General features: G+C 55.1%; 19 protein-coding genes. 18 read left to right on the top strand and 1 reads right to left on the bottom strand.

From position 1 onward, the window contains the following. Window positions 1-193 precede the first annotated feature (193 nt). The 8 genes from ACFFSY_RS20495 (at window position 194) to ACFFSY_RS20460 (ending at window position 9,969) form a co-directional block, all read left to right on the top strand. Window positions 194-1,459, top strand: a complete 1,266-nt coding sequence (locus ACFFSY_RS20495) for a glycoside hydrolase family 125 protein (RefSeq protein WP_377497859.1) — start codon at window positions 194-196, stop codon at window positions 1,457-1,459. 67 nt (window positions 1,460-1,526) lie between these two features. Further along, window positions 1,527-2,852, top strand: coding sequence for an ABC transporter substrate-binding protein (locus ACFFSY_RS20490; RefSeq protein WP_377497488.1), 1,326 nt, complete (start codon window positions 1,527-1,529; stop codon window positions 2,850-2,852). Window positions 2,853-3,010: 158 nt separating this feature from the next. After that, window positions 3,011-3,898 (top strand): carbohydrate ABC transporter permease, encoded by an 888-nt coding sequence (locus ACFFSY_RS20485; RefSeq protein WP_377497486.1) that lies wholly within the window; start codon window positions 3,011-3,013, stop codon window positions 3,896-3,898. A 12-nt stretch (window positions 3,899-3,910) separates the two neighbouring features. Further along, window positions 3,911-4,834 (top strand): carbohydrate ABC transporter permease, encoded by a 924-nt coding sequence (locus ACFFSY_RS20480; RefSeq protein WP_377497484.1) that lies wholly within the window; start codon window positions 3,911-3,913, stop codon window positions 4,832-4,834. Between the two features lie 150 nt (window positions 4,835-4,984). Beyond that, window positions 4,985-6,526 carry a glycoside hydrolase family 76 protein gene (locus tag ACFFSY_RS20475; RefSeq protein WP_377497482.1) on the top strand — a complete coding sequence of 514 codons (1,542 nt, stop codon included), beginning with the start codon at window positions 4,985-4,987 and terminating at the stop codon, window positions 6,524-6,526. 77 nt (window positions 6,527-6,603) lie between these two features. Further along, window positions 6,604-7,764, top strand: coding sequence for a glycoside hydrolase family 76 protein (locus tag ACFFSY_RS20470; protein ID WP_377497480.1), 1,161 nt, complete (start codon window positions 6,604-6,606; stop codon window positions 7,762-7,764). Window positions 7,765-7,792: 28 nt separating this feature from the next. Continuing rightward, window positions 7,793-8,863, top strand: a complete 1,071-nt coding sequence (locus ACFFSY_RS20465) for a glycoside hydrolase family 76 protein (protein WP_377497857.1) — start codon at window positions 7,793-7,795, stop codon at window positions 8,861-8,863. Then, on the top strand, window positions 8,860-9,969 hold the full coding sequence (locus tag ACFFSY_RS20460; protein WP_377497478.1) for a glycoside hydrolase family 76 protein: 1,110 nt from the start codon (window positions 8,860-8,862) through the stop codon (window positions 9,967-9,969). The genes ACFFSY_RS20465 and ACFFSY_RS20460 overlap by 4 nt, the downstream gene beginning before the upstream one ends. A gap of 118 nt (window positions 9,970-10,087) precedes the next feature. Here ACFFSY_RS20460 and ACFFSY_RS20455 read toward each other — a convergent pair whose 3' ends face one another. Further along, the gene (locus ACFFSY_RS20455) at window positions 10,088-11,209 is read right to left on the bottom strand and encodes a glycoside hydrolase family 88/105 protein (RefSeq protein WP_377497476.1); all 1,122 of its coding nucleotides are present in this window, start codon (window positions 11,207-11,209) and stop codon (window positions 10,088-10,090) included. A gap of 155 nt (window positions 11,210-11,364) precedes the next feature. Here ACFFSY_RS20455 and ACFFSY_RS20450 point away from each other — a divergent pair, with 155 nt between their 5' ends. The 10 genes from ACFFSY_RS20450 (at window position 11,365) to ACFFSY_RS20405 (ending at window position 22,192) form a co-directional block, all read left to right on the top strand. Beyond that, on the top strand, window positions 11,365-12,219 hold the full coding sequence (locus tag ACFFSY_RS20450; protein WP_377497474.1) for a helix-turn-helix transcriptional regulator: 855 nt from the start codon (window positions 11,365-11,367) through the stop codon (window positions 12,217-12,219). A 159-nt stretch (window positions 12,220-12,378) separates the two neighbouring features. After that, window positions 12,379-12,753 carry a nuclear transport factor 2 family protein gene (locus ACFFSY_RS20445; RefSeq protein ID WP_377497855.1) on the top strand — a complete coding sequence of 125 codons (375 nt, stop codon included), beginning with the start codon at window positions 12,379-12,381 and terminating at the stop codon, window positions 12,751-12,753. A 15-nt stretch (window positions 12,754-12,768) separates the two neighbouring features. Next, on the top strand, window positions 12,769-14,010 hold the full coding sequence (locus ACFFSY_RS20440) for an MFS transporter (RefSeq protein WP_377497472.1): 1,242 nt from the start codon (window positions 12,769-12,771) through the stop codon (window positions 14,008-14,010). 132 nt (window positions 14,011-14,142) lie between these two features. Beyond that, window positions 14,143-14,442, top strand: coding sequence for a hypothetical protein (locus tag ACFFSY_RS20435; protein WP_377497470.1), 300 nt, complete (start codon window positions 14,143-14,145; stop codon window positions 14,440-14,442). 53 nt (window positions 14,443-14,495) lie between these two features. Further along, window positions 14,496-14,969 carry a DUF2716 domain-containing protein gene (locus ACFFSY_RS20430; RefSeq protein WP_377497468.1) on the top strand — a complete coding sequence of 158 codons (474 nt, stop codon included), beginning with the start codon at window positions 14,496-14,498 and terminating at the stop codon, window positions 14,967-14,969. A 1,085-nt stretch (window positions 14,970-16,054) separates the two neighbouring features. Beyond that, on the top strand, window positions 16,055-16,528 hold the full coding sequence (locus ACFFSY_RS20425) for a sigma-70 family RNA polymerase sigma factor (RefSeq protein ID WP_377497467.1): 474 nt from the start codon (window positions 16,055-16,057) through the stop codon (window positions 16,526-16,528). Continuing rightward, complete coding sequence (locus ACFFSY_RS20420; protein ID WP_377497466.1) at window positions 16,518-17,828, top strand: hypothetical protein; 1,311 nt, start codon at window positions 16,518-16,520, stop codon at window positions 17,826-17,828. The genes ACFFSY_RS20425 and ACFFSY_RS20420 overlap by 11 nt, the downstream gene beginning before the upstream one ends. Before the next feature lie 299 nt (window positions 17,829-18,127). Beyond that, entirely contained in the window at window positions 18,128-19,294 is a 1,167-nt protein-coding gene (nagA, locus tag ACFFSY_RS20415; protein ID WP_377497464.1) for an N-acetylglucosamine-6-phosphate deacetylase, read from the top strand. A 585-nt stretch (window positions 19,295-19,879) separates the two neighbouring features. Continuing rightward, a complete protein-coding gene (locus tag ACFFSY_RS20410) occupies window positions 19,880-20,728 on the top strand; it encodes a collagen-like protein (protein ID WP_377497462.1) in 849 nt (282 codons plus the stop codon). Window positions 20,729-20,983: 255 nt separating this feature from the next. Further along, window positions 20,984-22,192 carry an FAD-dependent monooxygenase gene (locus tag ACFFSY_RS20405; RefSeq protein WP_377497460.1) on the top strand — a complete coding sequence of 403 codons (1,209 nt, stop codon included), beginning with the start codon at window positions 20,984-20,986 and terminating at the stop codon, window positions 22,190-22,192. Window positions 22,193-22,332 lie beyond the last annotated feature (140 nt).

Below are 22,332 nucleotides of genomic sequence, written 5' to 3'. Positions count from 1 at the left end.
CGACAATAGCGTATGACATTCCGACACTTGATTGATATAACAAACAATATATTATTTCCGAAAATCCATATTGACATACCATATGCATGCCAATATAATAACTTTATGAAATGTAAGCGGTTTACTACACGCGAATAGTGAACAGGGAGGGCGGAAAGACGTGGCGCAATCAACGCAAAACCCGGTATCCATCATGCGATTACTCGAACGCATCAAGTCCATACTGGAACCGGAACAGCAGCATCTCGCGGCAATATTCGAGAACGGCTTCAGCAATACGCTGCATACGACAATCAAGCGTATGCCAGATGGCACGACATTTGTTATAACAGGTGATATACCAGCTATGTGGCTGCGCGATTCGGCGGCGCAGGTTCGACCGTATTTGGTGCTGGCGGCAGAAGACGCGGAGCTGGCGGATATGATCGAAGGGTTGGTCCGCAGGCAGCTCGCCTGCGTGCTGCTCGATCCGTACGCCAACGCCTTTAACTCGTCGCCGAGCGCAAGCGGTCATCAGCAGGATTTGACCGAGATGACTCCGTGGCTGTGGGAACGCAAATATGAGATCGATTCGCTGTGCTACCCGCTGCAGTTGAGCTATCTGCTCTGGAAGAATACGGGCCGCACCTCGCATCTGGACCAGACCTTCCGCCAAGCGGCGTCGGCGATCATCGACCTGTGGAAGACGGAGCAGCACCATGAGACGGCGTCGGCGTACCGGTTCCAGCGGCTCGATTGCCCGCCGACGGATACGCTGCCACGAGACGGCAAGGGCTCGGTTACGGGGTACACGGGCATGACGTGGAGCGGCTTCCGGCCGAGCGACGACGCCTGTACGTACGGCTATCTCATTCCGTCCAATATGTTCGCGGTCGTTGTCCTCCGCTATGTGGAGGAGATCGCGACGGTCGTGCTTAGCGATCGCAGCCTTGCCGAACAAGCGGCGAAACTAAGCGCGGAGATCGATCGCGGCATTCAGACGCACGGCATCGTCGATCATCCGGCGTACGGCCGGATGTACGCCTACGAGACGGATGGCTTGGGCAATTACAACCTGATGGATGACGCCAATGTTCCGAGCCTGCTGGCTATACCTTATCTCGGCTATGCCGGCAAGGACGATCCGATCTACCAGAATACGAGGCGCTTCCTCTTAAGCGGGGACAATCCAACCTTCTACGAAGGCAAAGCGGCATCGGGGATCGGCAGTCCGCATACGCCCGATCGGTATATTTGGCACATTGCGCTCGCCATGCAGGGGTTAACAGCGTCCGACAAGCAGGAGCAAGCGCAAATGCTGGAAGTGCTGGCGGCGACGACCGCGGGTACGGGGCTTATGCACGAGGGCTTCCATGCCGACGACCCGCATCAATTTACCCGGCCGTGGTTCTCTTGGGCGAACATGATGTTCGGGGAGCTGCTGCTCGATTATTGCGGGATTGCCGTACGCACAAAGTAAAACGGTTTCATATGAACTTGTTCTTTCGAATCCGATAGAGGCGAACTATATAAGGGAGGCATGAAACGTGAAAAAATGGATGACGGTCATGACAATGAGCGCGGTCTTGCTCGGCGCGGCGACAGGCTGCAGCAGCAATGGCAATTCGGGCGAGAAGGGGAATAACAGCGAGGTATCTGACAAAGGAGACGCAGGCAGCAATTCAAGCTCGGGCAAACCGGTGGAGCTGACCTTCTGGGGCGATTGGGGCGGCGAAGGACAGAAGCAATTCGAGACGATGGTCGACGCCTTCAACAAATCCCAGGACAAAATTCGCGTCAAATACGTGCTGCAGCAGGATATGATCACGAAGTTCCTGACGGCTTCCACGTCTGGGGGCGCGCCGGACATTCTGTTCTGGGACAGATGGCGCACCTCGCTCTACGCACCGAAGAACGTCCTTCATCCGATCGATGAGATGCTGGCGGCCGATAGCTTGAGCCGGGACGACTTCTACAGCGAGGCGCTCAAGGAGTTGACCTACGGCGACAAGCTGTACGGACTTCCGCTGACCGTCGACGCGCGCGCCTTGTTCTATAACAAGAAGATTCTTGCCGACGCCGGCGTAGAGCCGCCCACGACATGGGACGAATTGGAGCAGGCGGCGATCAAGACGACGAAGTGGAACGGCAGCAAGCTCGAGGTGGCGGGCTTCTCGCTCGGCGATCCGGGTTTGTTCAATATGTACCTGCAGCAGGCAGGCGGCTCCATGATGAACGAGGACAACACGAAGACGAACTTCAACAATGAGCAGGGCAAGTCGGTGCTCTCCTTCTGGGATCGCCTGCTGAATGAAGATAAAGTGTACAAAACCGGGTTCGAACAAGGCTTGGGCGAAGGCACGGACGCGTTCGTGACCGGCAAGCTGGCCATGCAGTACACCGGCCCTTGGATGCTCAGCACGTACAAGAAATACGGCAAAGATCTCGACTTCGGCATCGTGCCGCCTCCGGTTGGACCGAATGGCGACAAAGGCAGCGTCATGGGCGGCTTCGGCCTCGTCATTCCGGAGGGCGGCAAGCATCATCAGGAAGCGTGGGAGTTCATCAAGTGGTGGACGGCGAACAAGGACAACGCGCTGCTGTGGGCCAAAACCAGTCTTAACATTCCGGGCTACAAGCCGGCGCTCGAAGATCCGTTCTTCAAGGACGATCCGTTCTGGAAGCCATTCCTCGACACGCTCGAGTTCGCGAAGATTCGACCGGCGCATCCTGGCTACTCCGTCATGGAGAACGACGCGCTCATTCCGAATCTGCAGCTGTTCCAACAGAAGAAGCAGAGCATCAAGGATACGCTGAGCAAGTCGCAGCAGCGCGGCGACCAGCTGCTGAAGGACAACGCAGACGCGCAATAATGCAACAAGGCAGTTGGACGGGGTAGGTCGGACTCGCAATGCTCGAACGCGGCGGAGGGAGGAAGCTCCCTCCCCATGTTCAACTACATGCCGCGAGCCGTTCACCTTGGTCCGTCCCTGTTGCTTCAACCGATTGAAGAAAGGAAGGAGGCGCGCCGATGGCTTCAATGGGCAAATTGAACAAACATCAGGCCCGAACGGCGTATCTGTTCATTACGCCGACCATGCTGCTCTTCGTCGCCTTCACGATCATTCCGGTCGTGATGGCGCTCTACTTGAGTTTTACGAATTATGACGTGGTTAGCCGAATGGACTTCGTCAAGCTGGACAATTACAAGCGGCTGCTGCAGGACGATCTGTTCTGGACGACGTTCAAGAACGTCGCCCTCTACGCGGTCATCTTCATTCCGCTCAACATTCTCATCTCGCTCGGACTCGCCATGCTGCTGAACTTCCGCCGATTCGGCGTGAAGCTGTTCCGGACGATGAACTATTTGCCGACGCTGACCTCCGCGGTCGCCGCGGCGACGGTATGGATTTGGCTGCTGCATCCGGAATTCGGCCTCGTCAACAATCTGCTCGGTTACGTTGGCGTGACGGGTCCGGCGTGGCTTGCGCAGACGGAGACGGCGATGCTCTCGATCATACTCGTGACGCTGTGGCAATCCGTCGGCTCGAATATGGTCATCTATATCGCGGGCCTGCAAGGGGTGCCGGATTATCTGTACGAATCCGCGAAGCTGGACGGGGCAACCGCGTTGGACCGCTTCCGGTATATTACGTGGCCGCAGCTTCGCCCGACGACGTTCCTCGTCAGCACGATGTCGATCATCGGGGCGCTTCAGCTGTTCGATCAGGCGTTCGTCCTGACGCAAGGCGGGCCGGGCAACGTGACGAAGACGCCGGTATACCTGATCTATCAGCAGGGCTTCAATCAACTGCAGATGGGCTACGCTTCCGCGCAGGCGTTCGTATTGGCGCTGGCGATTCTCATCTTCTCGCTTATCAATATGCGCATCTCCAAATCCGAAGAGCCTATCGTGTAAGGGGGAATGGACATGGCTCAGCCAATCATATCCACATCAGCTGCGAGCAGAACCAGGCCGGCCTCCGTCACGGTGAGGAGGACGCTTGCCGCTGCGGTGTTCTATATCGTCGCGATCGTTATCGCGATCTGCATGTTTCTGCCTTTCTTCTGGAGTTTGATCACCTCCTTCAAACCGAGCGAGGAGATCTTCTCCGTTCCGATCAGCTGGCTGCCGTCCCGCATCACGTTCGAGCACTATAAGGCGGCGTTCACAACGGTGCCGTTCGGCCTTTATTTCTACAACTCTTTCGTGCTGGCGGCGGCGGGCGTGCTATGCAATCTGTTCTTCGGCTCGATCAGCGGCTATGCATTCGCGAAGCTGGATTTCAAGCTCAATAAACCGCTGTTCCGCGTTCTGCTCGCGGCGATGATGATTCCCGGCATCGTCACGATGATCCCGAGCTTCTACGTCCTGAAGCATTTCCCGTTAATCGGGGGCAACGACCTGATGGGCGACGGCGGCAACGGCTTTCTGAACTCGTTCTGGGGCATTATTCTACCCGGCGCATCCGGTTCGTTCGCGGTGTTCTTCATGCGCCAGTTCTTCCTGACGCTGCCCTCCGACATGATGGAGATGGCGCGGATCGAGGGATGTCCGGAATTCCGCATCTTCTGGAACATCTATCTGCCCCTGACGAAGCCGGCGCTTGCGACGCTCAGCATCTTCACCTTCCAGGCCGGTTGGAACAGCTTCCTCTGGCCGATGATCATCCTGAACGATCCGGACAAAGCGACCATTCAGATGGGCTTGCAGGCGTTCTCGTACAACTACCAGACGGACTACGGACCAATGATGGCGGGAGCGCTCATCGCGATTCTGCCGATCCTCATCTTGTTCCTGCTGCTGCAGAAGTATTTCGTGCAGGGCATCGCCTTCACCGGTACGAAGGGCTGACGCTCGTCCCGCGCTTTTCGCATGCTCCTCGAGAGGAGGTGGTGACACGCATCGGGCGACAACGGCCCCCGCAAGCGGGAACGCCGTTTTCGCGCAAGCAGTCGGACTTTCGGCAAGCAAATCTCGATACGGGAAGAGGGCGAGCGATTAGTGAAGACGAAGCATTCTCTCCAGACCGCAGGCAAACGGATGATCGGCGTGACCCTAGCGGCGGCGCTGCTGGGCGCAGGTATCGGCGTGCCGCAGCAGGCGTCGGCATTCACCGCCGCGCAGGCGGATTCGGCCATGAACGGATTGATCAATACGTTCTATGACGCGTCGGCGAAGTATTTTTACACGAACAGCGACCATCAAGTCCACACGGAGCATGCCCACGGTCCGAACGGCGGCCTGTATACGGATTTCTGGTGGGAGGCGCAGCTGTGGGAGACGGTGATGGATGCCTATGATCGGACCGGCAGCCAGACGTACCGGACGATGATCGACGATATTTATACCGGCTTCAATACGAAATACACGAACATGATGGATAACGACTTCAACGATGATCTGGGCTGGTGGGCGCTGGCGTGCATGCGGGCTTACGAGCTGACAGGGACGGCGGAGTACCGCAATCGGGCGTCCTTCCTGTTCGATCAGATCTATGCGTTCCAAGACAGCACGTACGGCGGCGGCATCTGGTGGAAGCGTGACGGCACGTCGCCGCAGAAGAACATCGCGACTAACGCGCCGATGATTATGACCGCAATCAAGCTAAAGAACGCGACCGGCAACAATGCTTATCTAACCAAGGCGGAAGGGCTATATAGCTGGATCAAATCGCGGCTGCTCTCCGGCAGCAAGCTGGGCGACCATGTCGAAGGCTCGGGTAACGGTACGGTCGTCGGCTGGGAGTTCTCGTATAACTACGGCACGTTCCTCGGGGCGGCGCTGGCGCTCTATCAAGCCACGGGCAACAGCACCTACTTGACGGACGCGAATAACGCGGCGAATTACGTGATTAACAACCTCACGTTGTCCAATACGCTCATGTACGAAGGGGAGAATGACGGCGCCGGGTTCAAAATGATTTTCGCCCGCAACCTCAACAAGCTGCGGATCGCGACGGGCAATGCCGCGTACTTGAACTTCCTCCAGCAGAACGCGACGCAAGCGTTCAATCATCGCCGTACGTCGGACAATGTAATCGGCAGCGACTGGTCGGCGCCGACGGGCTCGGGCTACGTGCAGAGTCTCACGGCAGCGGCGGGGGCTTCGATTCTGCAGCTTGCGCCTGCGGATAATTACACGGGCTACATTGCGGGCAACGGCAATTATGAAGCGGAGAATGCGCGGATTAGCGGCATCAGTACCGAGTCGTCGCAAGCCGGTTACTCGGGACGAGGTTACCTTGCAGGCTGGAATGCGACCGGGACCAACGTGACGTTCTACGTCAATCAGAACGCGGCCGGCACGCGGACCATTACGCTGCGCTATGCGGGCGGCGCGGGCAACGCGAGCCGGTACGTGTCCGTGAACGGGACCGTCGTGGCCGCGAACCTGAACTTCCCCGGCACGGGCAGCTGGGGGACATGGGGCACGGTAACGCTGAATGTTAACTTGAATGCTGGTCAGAACACGATCATCGTCGGTTATGACAGCAGCAAGGGGAACGGCAATTATTTGAATCTCGATAGAATGTACGGCTTGTAACATGTAACGCGGGTGACGTCATGCGGCAAGAACCTGCCTGTCGTCGCCCGATACCATCCGAAGGCGTGGTGAAGGTATTGAAGCGAAATCGCGCGATCGGCATGGCTGCGGCGGCAGTCTTGGTCGTCGGCATCGTCCTCGCTGTCTGGCAAGCGGATCGGGTGAAGGAGGCATTCGCTCCTGCGCCTACCGTATGGCAGGAGCGGGCCGACGAAGCGCAGGCGGAGCTTGCCAAGTCCTTCTGGGAGGAGGAGCGGGGGCTGTTCAACAATGCGGCGCCGTGCATCGCCCAGCTGTGCACCGATCCGTTTAACTACTGGTGGCTGGCGCATGCCGTTGATGTGCTGGTGGATGGCTATGAACGCACCGGGGACGCGGGGTATACGGAACGGCTGGCGAAGCTGTACCAAGGTATACTTGACCGCAACGCAGGCGTCATGATCAACGATTATTACGACGACATGGAGTGGATGGCGCTCGCGTGGCTTCGGGCGTACGACGCCACGAAGGAAGAGCGCTATAAACAGGCTGCGCTCGATCTGTGGGCCGACATCAAGGCTGGATGGAACGAGCAGATGGGCGGCGGCATCGCATGGCGCAAGGAACAGCTGGATTATAAGAATACGCCGGCGAATGCGCCAGCCGTAATCCTAGCCGCGCGACTGTACCGTCAGTTCGGCAGCGACGAGGATTTGGCATGGGCAAAGAAGATTTATGAGTGGCAGACGAAGACGCTCGTGGATCCCAATACGGGTCTCGTGTGGGATGGGATCAACAGAATGGGTGACGGTGCCGTCGACAAGGATTGGAAATTCACCTACGGGCAGGGCGTGTATATCGGCGCGGGCGTGGAGTTGTATCATGCAACGAACAAGTCGCGTTATCTGGACGATGCCCGTAGAACGGCCGGTAATCTGAAGGCGGATTTCTTGTCGCCCGCGACCGGCATGCTGCCTTCCGAAGGTGACGGCGACGGCGGATTATTCAAAGGCGTGCTCGTGCGCTATCTCGGCGGGCTGATCGAAGCCGATCCTGATCAAGGGGAGCTTATCGAGCTGCTGAAGACGAACGGAGACAGCCTGTGGGAATATGGCAAGGCGAGCGAGAGCGCCTCGTTCAGCAATTCGTGGGCGCAGACGCCGGATGCGGTTGTGCAGCTGAGCACCCAGCTAAGCGGCATGATGCTGCTGGAGCAGCTGGCGAAGCTCGAGAAGAACGGTTCCATGGACGAGAGATAATAGGATACGGAGAGTGAAGCATATGGGCATGATGTGGGCATCCCGCGCCGAAGCGGCGCAGCAAGCGCTGGAGCAGTTGTATTGGAATCCGGCCATTCGGCTGTACGATATCGAAATTCCGTGCGAAGACGGCGCGTGCAACACGATTTTTCATTACTGGTGGATGGCCCATGCGGTCGATGCGCTAGTCGACGGCTTGGAAAGGACGGGCGACGCGACTTATCAGGAGCGGTTGGCTGCGATTTACGACGGCCTGCTCGCACGCAATGGCGGGGCGTTCCCGAACGAGCTGTACGACGACATGGAATGGATGGCGATCGCGTGGCTGCGCGCATATCAAGCGACAGGCGAGAGCCGATACAAGGACGCCGCGCTCGAGCTATGGGAAGATATCCAGACCGGCTGGAACGACCATATGGGCGGGGGCATCGCCTGGCAGAAGTCGCAGCTGGACTATAAGAATACGCCGGCGAACGCGCCTGCCGTCATTCTGGCCGCGCGGCTGTACCGGGAATTCGGCCGGGACGAAGATTTGCAATGGGCGCTTCGCATCTATGCTTGGCTGAGAACCAATCTTGTCGATCCGGCGACCGGATTCGTCTGGGACGGCATGAATCGTACCGGCGACGGGGGCATCGATAAGGATTGGAAGTTCACATACTGCCAAGGCGTGTACGTCGGTGCGGGCGTCGAGCTGTACCGGTGCACGGGCAATGAAGCGTATCTGTCGGATGCTGTTCGGACGGCCGAAGCCGTGCGCGCCGAGCTCGTCAGTCCCGAGACGGGGCTGCTGCCGGATGAAGGGGATGGCGATGGCGGCTTGTTCAAAGGAATTCTTGTCCGGTACCTGGGCGAGCTGCTTGCCGCCTTTCCTGCGGATGCGCGAACCGTGCAGCTGCTCGCGCATCAGGCGGACACGCTGTGGCAGGAGGGCCGCGATCCGGAGCGGGATGTGTTCGGCACCAGCTGGAACGGCAAGCCCGGCGATCGCGTGACCCTGAGCACGCAGCTGAGCGGCATCATGCTGCTGGAACAGCTTGCGCTGCTGGAGCGAAGCGGTATGCTCGTCGCAGCGCCGAGCGAGGTGCGACCGGGATGAGCGAGTCGCGGGCAAACTTGGTCGCGCAAGGATCATCCGGGATTAGCGGAACGTGGGCAAGCCGGGCGGAGCAGGCGCAAGCGGATTTCCGGCGACTCTTCTGGAATGAGGAGCGCGGCGTCATGGACCAGGCCGTACCGTGCGACGGCGCCTGCAACGAACATTGGATCTATTGGTGGCATGCCCACGTGATCGACGTGCTCGTCGACGAGCTGGAGCGCGACGGGAATTCGGAGCGGGACGCCTTCCTGGAGCGGGTGCTGCGCAACACGATTCGGTGGAACGGCGGCACGCTGCTCCATAATTATTACGACGATATGGAGTGGATGGCGCTCGCCTTGCTTCGGGCGTATGAGTCGACGGGGCAAGCCGTGTATAAGCAAGGGGCGCTTCAACTGTGGGACGATATCAAGACCGCGTGGAACGACCACATGGGCGGCGGCATGGCGTGGAAGAAGGATCAGCTCGACTATAAAAACACCCCGGCGAACGCGCCGGCTTCGATTCTCGCTTCACGCCTGTACCAGCTGGACGGCCGCGCGGAGGATCTCGAATGGGCGCTTCGCATCTACCGGTTCAACCAGGAGCGGCTGGTCTGTCCGAACACCGGCTTCGTCTGGGACGGCATGAACCGGCTGGGCGACGGGAAGATCGATTACGATTGGAAATACACGTATTGTCAAGGCTTATTCCTAGGCGCAGGCATCGAGCTATACCGCTGCACGGGCGAGGCCGGTTATCTTGCGGACGCGCAGCGTACCGCGCATGCCGCGGTCGCCGAATTGGTCGATCCGCAGACCGGAATGCTGCCCCGGGAAGGCAACGACGACTGCGGCTTGTTCAAAGGCATTCTCGTCCGCTACCTCGTTAACCTCATTCGCATCCAACCAGCGCTTGCGGAGCCTTGGGTTCGTCTGCTGCGCCATAACGCACAGACGCTGTGGCAGCGCGGGCGTTCGGAATCCGGCTTGTTCAGCTTATCTTGGATGGAGGAGCCGGAGCCGATCGTGCAGCTAAGCGGCCAGCTGAGCGGCATCATGCTGCTGGAGGCGATGGCGGCGCTGGAGCGGGAAGGATTTGCGGAGGAAGACTCTACCATAGAGTGAGAAAATGGCGTCGCAGGGTTTTATCCCTGTGGCGCCATTGCCGTTACCGGTCAAATGCAGCCGCTAAGCAGGAAGCTTCGGTATACCTTGTTGCGTATCAAGCATGCGCTGATTGGAATCAAGATTTCGCCAGATTCATCTCCGCGCACATGAGAATGAAGGCGCCCGCGCCGTGCAGGTCGTTCTCGCTCGTCGGGCGTGCGATATAATGATCGTAGTCGCCGATGCCGGTGCCGATGCAGATCCGGCTGATGACGAGCCGATCCTGCTCGTCGAACGCCAGCGTATCGAGGACGCCCTGATAGCCCTTCCAGGCATGCGCCATGTAGGCGGTGTCCAGATAGCCAAGGCGGACGGCTTTAGCGATGGCGTGCACGAACAAGGAGGTGCAGGAATTCTCTAGCCAATTGTCCGGCCGGTCTCCCTTGTCGACAATCTGGTACCACAAGCCGGTCGCCTCGTCCTGGTAGTTCGCCAGTGATATTAACAGATCTCGGACAATGTCGGTGAGTGCTTGTTTATCCTTATGATCCTCCGGCAGATGCTCGAACATCTCCAGCAGCGCGACCGGGTACCAGCCGATCGCGCGTCCCCAGAACTCTGGCGCAAGTCCGGTTGCCGGGTCGGCCCACTGCGCCTCCTTCGTTTCGTCCCACCCATGGTACAGGAGTCCGGTGACCGGGTCCTTCGTATGTTTCGCCATTAGCAGCGCCTGATAGGTCATCAGGTCGAAATACTCCGGCTCGTCGAACGTCTTGCCGAATTGTACGGCGATCGGTCCGGCCATGTATAGACCGTCAAGCCACATCTGATTCGGGTAATGCTCTTTGTGCCAGAAGCCGCCCGACGGATTGGTCTTCCATTCCTTCAGCAGCGGGACGAGGCGGTACAAAGCCTTCTTGTATCGTTCGTCGCCGGTCCGCTCATAGAGCGGGAACAGCAGCACCCCCGGCTGGATGTCGTCTACTTCGTCGGTCATGCACTTCTCAATCATGCCGTCCGCCTGCACGTGGCTATCTACCCAGCGTTTCATGTAGTCGTAATAGCGGTCGATGCCTGTCTGCTGCCAGCACTTCGTCATCCCGGACAGGAATACGCCTTGATGATAATGGAATCGCTCCGGCGGAAGCTCCTCCGGTTCGAACTTGGCCATCAGCGTCTCGCAAGCCTTCTCTGCCCACTCGATTGGCGACCGGTTTTGCTGCGTTGAAGCATCGGTTTCGGATAATTTTGGTTGCATGGCATTTCTTCCCCCTTCCTAAGATACTTTTATCGTAGCATCTAGAATATGTACATAAATTGCGTATATGGAAGCTTTTTTCTTATATATTGCGAACAAGGCGAAGGGATATATAATGAGGTCAAGAAGGATGGAAAGGGGGGAGCGATCGAAGAATGGGCGCGCTTCACTACGAGAATAACGCGGGGACGTTCGGCGTTTCCTATCGGAAGGCGAAAAGTCATCATATGCCGGCGAGTCATTTTCACGGGACTTACGAAGTCTACTACTTGATAGCAGGCGAGCGAGAATTTTTCATTAAAGATCGGACGATCGTCATGAGCGAAGGAGACGTCGTGATCGTCTCCCCCCATGTCCTGCATCGGACGACGAACGCGGCCATGCCCGAGCATGAGCGGCTGATCGTCAATATCTCCCCGAGCGGCGCGGGGATGACGGACGGTTCGATTCCCGACGTGCTGCAGCCGCTGGTCGAACGGGAATATATCGTCATCCGCCTGACGTTGCATGAACGTCTATTCATCGACGCGCTGGCGGACGGAATCCGAAGAGAGATCGAGGAGCAGAAGCCGGGGTTCGAGCTATATGCCACGGCCTTGGCCCAACAGCTGCTCATTCGCTGCTGCCGTCAGTTCGCGCAAGGCGGCATGGAGCCGCCGGCATCGGTAAGTCCGATGCACGAGCGCATCTCGGAGATCGTCCGTTACATCAACGGCCATTATATGCAGCCGCTATCGCTTCAGCGGGTGGCCGACCACTTCTACGTCAGTTCGTATTACTTGAGCCGGTTCTTCAAGGAAGCTACCGGATTCACGTTCGTGGAGTATGTGAACAGCGTCCGCGTGAAGGAAGCCAAGCAGCTGCTGGAGCATACCGGGCTGAAGGTCGGCGCGATCGCCAAGAGGGTAGGATTCGGCAGCGTGACGCATTTCGGCCGCGTCTTCAAGGAGGTTACCGGCTATGTGCCTTTGTATTATCGGCGGGGCAAGCAGGAGCGGCCGGTTCCATAAACACGTAAACACTTAAACACGTAAACGCGTAAACACGCGAAACCGGGATTTCACGCAGCTGACTATAAGGCTTCAATCGGCCAAACCTAAAGCTGCGGAGCCGAACAGGAGTTGCGTTGCGCGGCGTGAATCCAACGACAATTAGAGAGGAGAATTTCCATCGTGACGGCAAATAAAGAAAACGCGGTGTCCTTCTTACGACTGATCGTGTCGGGGGAGGTACGAGAAGCATACCGGAATTACGCAAGCCCGGCTTTCATCCACCATAATCCTTATTTCCGCGGGGATGTCGAATCGCTTATGCTCGCCATGGCCGAGAATGCCGCCGCGTATCCCGACAAACGCCTCGAGATTAAGCATGCCATCGAAGAGGGAAACATGGTCGCCGTTCATTCCCATATCCAACTGGAGCAAGGAGATATCGGAAGAGCCATCGTCCATATTTTCCGATTCGAGAACGAGCGCATCGCCGAATTGTGGGATGTGGGACAGCCCATCCCGGCGGAGTCGCCGAATGAGAACGGCGCATTCTAAAGGAGGATTACCGTTGTGGCACAAGTATTCCCGCGATTGAAAGGCAACAGCAGAGGATGCCTCGCATTCGAGCCGCTGTTCCTCATTCCCTATAGCATGTTCGCCACTTATGCGGCCATCTATATGCATGAACTTGGTCTTACCGAGACGCAGATCGGATGGGTGACGACGCTCACGTTAGTCGTCCAGGTGTTCTCGTCGTTTATGAGCGGCTACTTGACCGACCGGATGGGGCGGAAGGCCGCTCTGCTCACGTTCGATCTGATCAGCTGGTCCGTAGGCACGCTTTTGTGGGCGGTTTCGCAGAACATATGGTTTTTCATCGCAGCCGCTCTTATTAATGGACTTCAGCGCGTGCCGCATACGGCGTTCTATTGTCTGCTTGTCGAGGACACGGAGCCGAAGGAGCGGACGTATGTCTTTACGCTGCTGCAGGTGATCGGGGTCATCGGCGGACTGTTCGCTCCATTAGGCGGGCTGCTGGTGTACCGCTACGGCATGGTAACGGGCGTCCGAATTATGTACGTGCTTGCCTTCATCTTGATGACGGCGCAATTCCTCGGTCGCCACTATACGACGCGCGAGACGGAGATGGGGATGCGCAAGAAGCGGGAGGCCGCCGAGCTGGGGCTGAACGCAAGCTTGCGGGATTACGCCGCGACGATGAAAGCCGTGCTGGCGGACCGGCACTTGCTGCTCATGTTCGGCGTCTATATCCTGTTCAATTTTCAAATGACGGTGAAAGGTACGTATCTCTCCTTGTATCTGGCAGACGACCTCGGCGTGTCGGAGGGATTGATCTCGATCGTGCCGGCTGTCTCTTCGGTCGTGATGTTGCTCGTGCTGTGGCTGGTCATGCCACGAATCTCGGAACGCCTTGCGAATCGCACGATGCTGTGGGGGTTCGTCCTGTCAGCCGTAGCGAACGGGATGCTCGCGCTGACGCCGACGGGCGCAATGGGTTGGATCGCCGCAAGCACGGTGTTATCTGCCGGAGCGACCATGATCACCGCGCCTTATCTGGAGGCGGCTGTCGCCAACTCGATCGATGACGAGCGACGAGCGAAGATGTTCGCGATCTTGTCCGTTCTCGTGCTTCTTGCCGTATCTCCGTCGGGTATTATCGGGGGCTGGGCGTATTCCCTTGATCCGAGGCTGCCGATGTGGCTCGCTACAAGCGCTTTCGTACTGAGTATCCCTTTGCTCGTGGCGGGTGGGAGATCGGCGGAAGTCGAGCAGCGCGTAATAAAAGGTTGACAGGACGGGAAGTGGAGGTGTTGCCGGTGGACGGATGGGATCAAGCTCAGCCGTACGTCATGACGGCCCATATACCGGAAGCGGGCGTTGAACAGTTCATAGATTTTCATCTTACATAGGGGCGTGGTTGAGATGGATCGCCCAAATGAAAAGGCATATACGTACTTATTCTATTGTGTGCTGCTAGATATTAGGAGCGCTTCCTATCCGCATGGCGTGAAGTGGTGGAACCCTGTCTCTTGGGTACAGGCGCGCAAAGACAGGGCCGAGATCAACACGCTGGCCGACCTGTTCCATAACTTGCCGGATCTACTCGTGAACAGACCGGACGATTTCGACGAGGCGTGGTTTTGGATGCGCTTGCGTGAACGGATGCCGGGGAAATATGAGGTTTATCATCGGATTTTCAATGAGAAACTGAAAGAAAGTTGACTTCGCATTTGAACACATAAATTAATGTGGATAATGAAATACGGAGGTATAAATTGAAACGAAACTGGACTGAGCTATCTGGCGATGAATATCAAAAAGTATGGTCGAGATTTGAGAGGGAATTCAATTTCGGACGTACTGATGGTGTTAGGTCGTTCGCTTCCCCTGTGCCTTTTATAACCTATGACATAGCAGAGGTTTATGGTAAGCCTTATTTTGAGGAGTACTATCTTGATTTACACGAAAAAATGAGGTGCCTGTTTATTAACTGTACGCTAGAGAGAGAAAAAATTTATGCATTAGATTGGCAACATGATTGCTATTTGGTCGATCCTCGGTTAGAGCCTGACTTAACTGAATTTGGTGAGTGGTTAATACCGATTCTTCCAAACGGTGATTACTATTTTTTTCTAGATAAGGACTTCAAGTGGGGAGTACTCGGTCACCCTTGGAAGAACACTATAACAATATTTGGAGAGAAACTGATTAAAGGAATTGAGGCAAATAAGCCATTATTATTCCAATAGCAATTGGTTGAACGATTGATGATAATAGCAATTTTGGGCAGCTGGACCTCTGCTGCCTATTTGTCATGCAAACAATGTTTTTAATATGTGACGGATGACCACACTCTTGATTGGTTTTGCACCTATAAGACTAAATTTGGCTCCTTCTAGAAAGCGATGAGTCAAAAATGCTTTGTTACACTCCTGACAGTGGAAGTTTCTTACTCGGAGGAGTGCCCGGGATTCGCTTTTTCATCGAAATGGTCACGAGATTGCGTTGTGATTTCGGAACGAAAACCTCCCAAGTTGTGCTAAACTTAGGATGCTATGCATGATCTGTAATGAGAGTGCTAAGAATCCGAGAGAATATGTGATTTCATTGCAGAAATAACTCATATGCTCTAAAAGGCGGTGTGTGAAATGAAAGCCTTGATAAAAACTAACCTGTTATTCATTTTGATATATTGGTTGGTGTCACTCGTTCAGTCAAGCATTAGTCCTGATTGGTGGAGTAGTTTGTTATTTCCCGTAGGTAGTTTTCTAGTTTTGCCAATCTTACTCGTTCTGTTTAATTATACGCTTGCTTTGAAAGGGAAAAAGAAGTTCTTTCTTGTTGAATATATTGCAACAGTAACTGTACTCTTTTTGGGACATTTTTTAAGTTACTTTTTCACTTCTAAATACGTCTTGGGGAATGATATGAAGGAGCCGCTCGAAAAATATTGGATGTATCAGTTTACCTATATTCTTTTTTGTATTTGTACTTTTTTGTGCTTAGTTGCTCAATTAATGCTGTATTTCAAAAATAAAAAACGTGTCTTTCATTAAGTTCCTTCGGTTCTAAAAAGTCGCACAGTTGCGGCTTTTTATATTTTTTATACCGCAATGACGGTTTATATCACAGATGATGAAAATAGAGATAGTTCGGTATCCCCTGCTTACTTAATTATTCCTTGTTTGTGCTTCTCAAAAAAATCCAACGCAACCGCAAGCCAAATCCTTCCTTCGGTGCGTCTAATTTCTAGAAACTACGGTCAGGCAGGTGGAGGCGTATCATTCAGTTAGTCCAGCAAGCTCAGAAAGGTGACGCACGCGCCTTTACGGAATTGTTCATCCAATATGAAGCCGAGATATACCGGATCGCGTACGTATACGTTCATCACGAGGAGGATGCGCTGGATGTCGTTCAAGAAACGGCATATCGATCGTATCGCACGTTGTCAAGCTTGAAGGAGCCGTCGTACTTCAAAACGTGGCTTATTCGCATCGCAATCCGCTGTTCGGTCGATCTGCTGCGGAAGCGCAACGTTGTCCCGATAAAGTCGCATGTGGTGGAATCCGTGCCAACGGAGAGCGGCAATGAACAAGATATAGCCTTATCCTTATTCGTGCAAGAAATGATAGATGGGCTTGATGAGGAGGAGAAAAGCGTCATCATCCTCCGTTTCTATTATGACCATACGATCAAAGAACTGGCGGATCTGCTTGAGATGCCGCTAGGCACAGCCAAGACAGTGCTGTATCGCGCGCTTGGCAAGCTGAGGCGGCAAATCAAGGAGGATGATCGGAATGAGCCATGATTGGAAGCGTGATATCGACAGCATTCCGCTGCCTTCGTCGCTGCGGGAACGAAGCTTGCGTGGCATTGCGCAAGCGCAGGCGGAGATAGAGGATGAATCCGTACAGGTCGAGACGTCTCGGGAAGTGACAGGCGGAAGTCGGCGGCGGTCAAGAGCATTCGTAGCTTTAGCTGCTTGCGTGGCTGTTCTGCTCCTTGCACTCGCTTCGCTTCAGCCTTCGGTTCGAGCAGCGTTGACGAGAGTCGTCCAATTCATTCCGGGATTTGGAATCGTGAAGGAGGAAGACAAGGCGAGGGATCGCTATGTACTGGAGCATCCCGTAACCATACGTCTGGAAGATGACGAAATCACGATCACCGGCATGTTGGTAGAGGAGAATAATGTCTATATCTCGATGGCAGGCAACAATCCGGGCCAGAAGCCGGAGACCATTGCCGTCAGGAATGAAGCCGGCGAGGTCTACACGATCAAGACAGGGATGTCGACCTGGTCGTCCCACCAATGGGTAGCCGATTATTGGCATGAAGGCAGTCTCGATATCGGAGCGGAGACCGTCATGCTGACGCTCGGAGCGCTTCATCACCCGGACATTGCGATTCCGCTTGCGAAAGCCGAGAGTGCCGCAAGCTACGCGGAATTGGGAGAGACGATGACGAGGAATGGCGTCATGATAACAGCGGTCGCCGCTCACGATGGCGCGAGAGGACGGATTACGCTCGTATCCACCGTACCCCAAGGGATGTCCGTCATTGATTATGGCCTGAGCGGATTAACGGATGGCCGGAGAATATCGCTAATCGGTCCGGAAGGGATGTCTTACGAATTGGAGAAGGAGCCTGCTCTGACCGCGCCTACCCGGGTATTTTACTTTGACCTCAACCCATCCCTGGATGGGGCGTATACGCTGGAGATCCCGGAGATTAACGTCAAGTATTCGGATTCGGCCAGCTTCACAGTTCCGACCGAGACTGCCGAGCAGTTGAACATCACGTTTGACCTTGCCGGATTCCCGGTGACGATTACACGCACCGTACGGATCGGAGACAATCTACTGCGTATTTATACCGACCTGCATGGGGATGCCGAAGCTGCGCGATTGCTTCACTTCTTTAACTTGGCAGGAAGAGGTTTCGGCGCCAAGCTTAATGATCGAACCGGCGCGATGGAGTATATCGAGTTGGGGATTGAACGGAACGAGAAATCGATTAAGCTCAAGGCCGAAGATCCGCAGGTGCTTGTTCGCGGTCCATGGACGTTCCGGCTCGATGCCGATCGGTATTTTCGGATGAAGGAAGAGTAAGATCCAGAACTGCTGACGCAAGCAGCCGAACAACTCAATAGCATTCACGGCTCACCACCACCGCATGGCATCATCTGCCAAGGTTCAGAATACGAATTGGACAAAAGTCCTTACCATCCTTCATCAGGCACGTTATCATGGCAGTATCGACATCTTTGGCGGCCACGATCCGGTCTTCCGCGGCAAACTAACCGCTACTTATCGTCCGTCGACCTGTCCGTCATTACCAAGTAGCATGGAAGTATGAAGCCGATGAAATCGCAAATCGCAATTGGTAAGTGTACAGGGGAGGATGAACAATGACTACAACTCGCATTTCGAATGTCCGAGTGGCGCTGCGGGACGAAATGATCGAACAGGCATCCGTCGTCATCGAAGAAGGACGAATCGCGGCGGTCGTGCGCGAAGAGAAGGGGAGCCACACCGATCTGCAGCCCGGGCATTGGGATGGTCAAGGGAAGCTGCTGATTCCCGGCATGATCGACGTCCATATTCACGGCGCGCGGGGGTTCGACATGATGGATGGCACGACCCGGAGCATCGAAGAAGTATCGATCGTCTGCGCCGAGACCGGCTGTACGTCCTTCTTGGCCACGTCCGTCAGTTCCACGATCGAGCAGCTGACCGAGATGGTTCAGAATGTCGCCAAGGTAGCCGGTCGAGAAGCGGGAGCTCGTATCGCCGGCATTCATATGGAAGGGCCTTATCTGAATGTCAAACGGAAAGGGATGCAGAACGAACGTTATCTCCGGCATCCGGACTTGGCAGAGCTGCAGTCGATACTCGCAATCGCCGGCAACCGGATGAAGATGGTCACGCTCGCGCCGGAACTCCCAGGTGCGCTGGAGATGATCGCTTACTTGACGAAGAGAGGCATCATCGTCGCGGTAGCCCACTCCGATGCGACTTATGAAGAAGCGAAGTTAGCCTTCGCTACCGGAGCCAGTCATATTACCCATTGCTTCAATGGCATGCGCCCCATCCATCATCGGGACCCCGGCCTCATCGCAGCCGCCTTCGAAGAAGAGAAGGTAAGCCTGCAAGCCATTGTCGATGGCGTCCATCTTCATCCGGCGATCGTTAGACTGATGCATCGCATCAAAGGTCCGGACGGCGTCGTCCTCATTACCGATGCGCTGCAAGCTATGGGCCTGGGAGATGGCCGCTATCAATTCGGGGGTCATGAGACCGAGGTTGTCGACGGAGTAGCCCGGCTTCAAGATGGCACGCTGGCTTCGAGTACGGTCACCATGAATGTCGCGCTACGCAATACGGTCGAATTAGGAATTCCCCTGCACGAAGCCATCGCGATGGCGACCAGAACGCCTGCCGACATACTGGGACTATCCGGCAAGGGGCGGATCGAAGAAAGAGCGGACGCGGATCTGGTCTTGCTCGACGAGCAGTACAACGTCGTTTGGACGATGGTGGAAGGACGCATGGTTTATCAGGCTGAAGCAGTATGACCAATTAGCAAGAGGAACGTTTAATCGAGAAGGAGAAGGAGAGGAGATGCCGCTTCCTACCTGCTCACCGAACACGGCGTGCAATTCCTGGATCCGAAGCGGGAGAGACCGAGCGTCAAGAAAGACGGCACGATTACCGTGCGTGTTCAGAACGAAGCGATCGGTGAACACGTGAATTACTTGCTGGTAAAGGGCCGCCTGCTAGACCGGTCAAAATCGTAATGGGTTGTTCATTCTTGCGAACTAGAGCTATCCCCTCCCGGGGATGGCCTTTTTTGCTTGCTCAAATGTTAATTTTGGCAAGCACTCGCAATGACTATTGAAGAGCCTCGGCCGCAACCATTGAAAAGAAAGAAAAAAAGAAGGTAATCGTTTCGTCTACGATTACCTTTTACATAGGTGTTGATTTGAGTTGTCGCTATTAATCTATGTTTATGCAGCAATTTCTGCTATAGATGATAGCCTTCCAATTTGCCTATTTTTTTAAGATATTGGTTTATAGTCTAGTATTCATATGATATTTGTCCAATCAATCGCTAGCTTATGCGCGTAAACTACATCAAACATCAGGGAGGTGCTGTTGAATTGAGTTGTCAGAAAAAAAAGTGTGTAAAGAAAACGATCGTCGTATGTCGTCCGAAAAAAAGAAAACAGAAAAAGATCATTCGCATTATCAAAAAAATTAACTTATCCTGCCCTCCGCCGGAAGTCAATGTTACGGCTCCAACGGTAGTGGGTCCTATTGGTCCACAGGGGCCAATTGGTCCTGTCGGTCCCCAAGGTCCGCAAGGGAATACGGGGCCGATCGGACCAATCGGACTTACAGGCGCAACGGGTCCGCAAGGCGCGACAGGTCCGCAAGGCGCAACAGGTCCACAAGGTCCCGCAGGTCCCCAAGGTCCCCAAGGACTAACAGGCCCGCAAGGTCTAACAGGTCCACAAGGACCTGAAGGTCCCCAAGGACCAGCTGGAGTAGGGCAAATCGCGTTCCGATGCAGCACTGCACAACAATCCATTGCTGCGGCCGAAACGGCTGGCGGTCAAGGCGGCGCTGTTTCGTTCACCGATTCGATCACCAATACGACCGCGATCACATTCCCGACAGCTACGACGATAAGCATTAACCAAGCCGGCTTATATAATATTAGCTGGGAAGTATTCCCGGTTGAAGGTAATACGGTGTTCGGGCTGTTCTATGACCCGGATGCTGCAGGGCCAACGCCTGCGTCCCTCGTACTTTGCAGTAACTATGGCGCCGGCTCGGGGAATCAATCCTACCAAGGGCAAGTGGTAACCAACTTGACGGCTGGCGGTATTTTAACCTTGAATCGGATGGATCCAACGGGAACGGTAATCTTGCAAAATAGCATCGGTGGTGGCGGTGTTTCAACGCCAACCGTCAGTGCTTCGATCGTCATTGAAAAAATAGCATAGAAGTGTCTGGTCAACCATTCTACTAAAGGCCCTCATCAGAGGGCCATTTTTTATTTTGTACGCTCACTTCATCGGGCGGACGGATATGGACTCACCGCGTCGCGCATATGCTGTACGAGGTCTTTGAGAAGCGGGGGCGCAGCGACTTGAGCCGTCGCTTTGCCATTATGATTTCTGTTGCGCATTTACTGTGTATAGCATATACTGTATACATAATAAACGGTAAATTAAAAATCGAAGGGTGTGGATTAGTTCATGACGAAGGGGAGAAAAATTTTAATTTCCGGATCAAGCATTGCCGGACCGGCGCTTGCTTATTGGCTGCATCGTTACGGCTTCGAGGTGACGATCGTGGAACGCGCTTCCGGCTTGCGTAAAGGCGGGTTCGGGGTGGATATCCGCGGCGCGGCGATTACGGTTCTTGAGCGAATGGGCATTCTCGAGCAGGTACGCGCCGCCGACACGCGGATGACCGGCGTTTATTTCGTTGACGAGCGCGGCAAGACTAGGGGAAAGATCAGCGAGGCCGGGATGGGGAACGAACAAGGCGTTGACATCGAGGTAATGCGCGACGACCTCGCCGATATGCTGCACAATTTGACCAAAGACACGATCCGTTACGTGTGGGGAGATTCGATAACCGACATGCAAGAGACGAAGGAAGGCGTTCGCGTCCAATTCGCGCATCATGCGCCGCAAACCTTCGACGCGGTGATCGGGGCGGATGGACTTCACTCCCATGTACGCAAGCTGACTTTTGGCGATGAGTCGCAGTTTAAGCGGTCATTGGGTTGTTATATTTCCGTGTTTACGACAAGCAACTATCTGAACTTGGATTATTGTCAACAGCTCTATACGATGCCGGGCAAAACGGTCGGAATGTACAGCGCGCGTCACAATGCCGAGGCGAAAGGCATGTTCGTCTTCAAATCGGCGCCATTGCAGTACGACCGGCACGATCCGGACAGCCAGAAGCGGCTTGTGGCCGAAGCATTCGGGAGCACGACCGGCTGGGAGACCGAGCGCCTGCTTCAGTCCATGAAGACATCCGACGATTTTTACTTCGATGAAATCTGCCAAATCCATATGCCGGCTTGGTCCAAAGGCCGAGTTGCGCTCGTAGGCGATGCCGCATACGGTCCTTCGCCGCTATCCGGGCAGGGCACTAGCCTCGCGCTTGTAGGCGCCTATATATTGGCCGGCGAGCTGAAGTCCGCGCTTGGCGATTATCCGAAGGCTTTCGCCAACTATGAACAAGCGATGAGACCTTATGTAGAGAAGAACCAGAAGATCGGTCTAACCGCGGCGGCAAGCATGGTCGCCAGCTCCAAGTTCAAAATCACGCTGCAGGACTGGATGTTCCGAATCCCCTTCTTGATGACGACCATGTTCAAGATGATTACGAAAATGATTGAAAAAGCGGCCAACGGGGTGGATTTGAAGGATTATCCGAAAAGCGTTTGAGCGAGAGGGGCTGAAGGGGGCGACACCGGCTTCATGGAACCGCCCCCCCATCGGCCGTAAGTAACAATGGACGCATGGAGGGTAGCCGGTGAAAAAATTGCAGGTTGCCTCTTGTGAAAACTAATGTCATTAGTTATTAT

Source organism: Paenibacillus aurantiacus (genome assembly GCF_042431225.1).
Lineage (GTDB): Bacteria > Bacillota > Bacilli > Paenibacillales > Paenibacillaceae > Paenibacillus_Z > Paenibacillus_Z aurantiacus.
The sequence above is the reverse complement of the archived record's forward strand: the minus strand, read 5'-3'. Positions and strand labels throughout refer to the sequence as shown.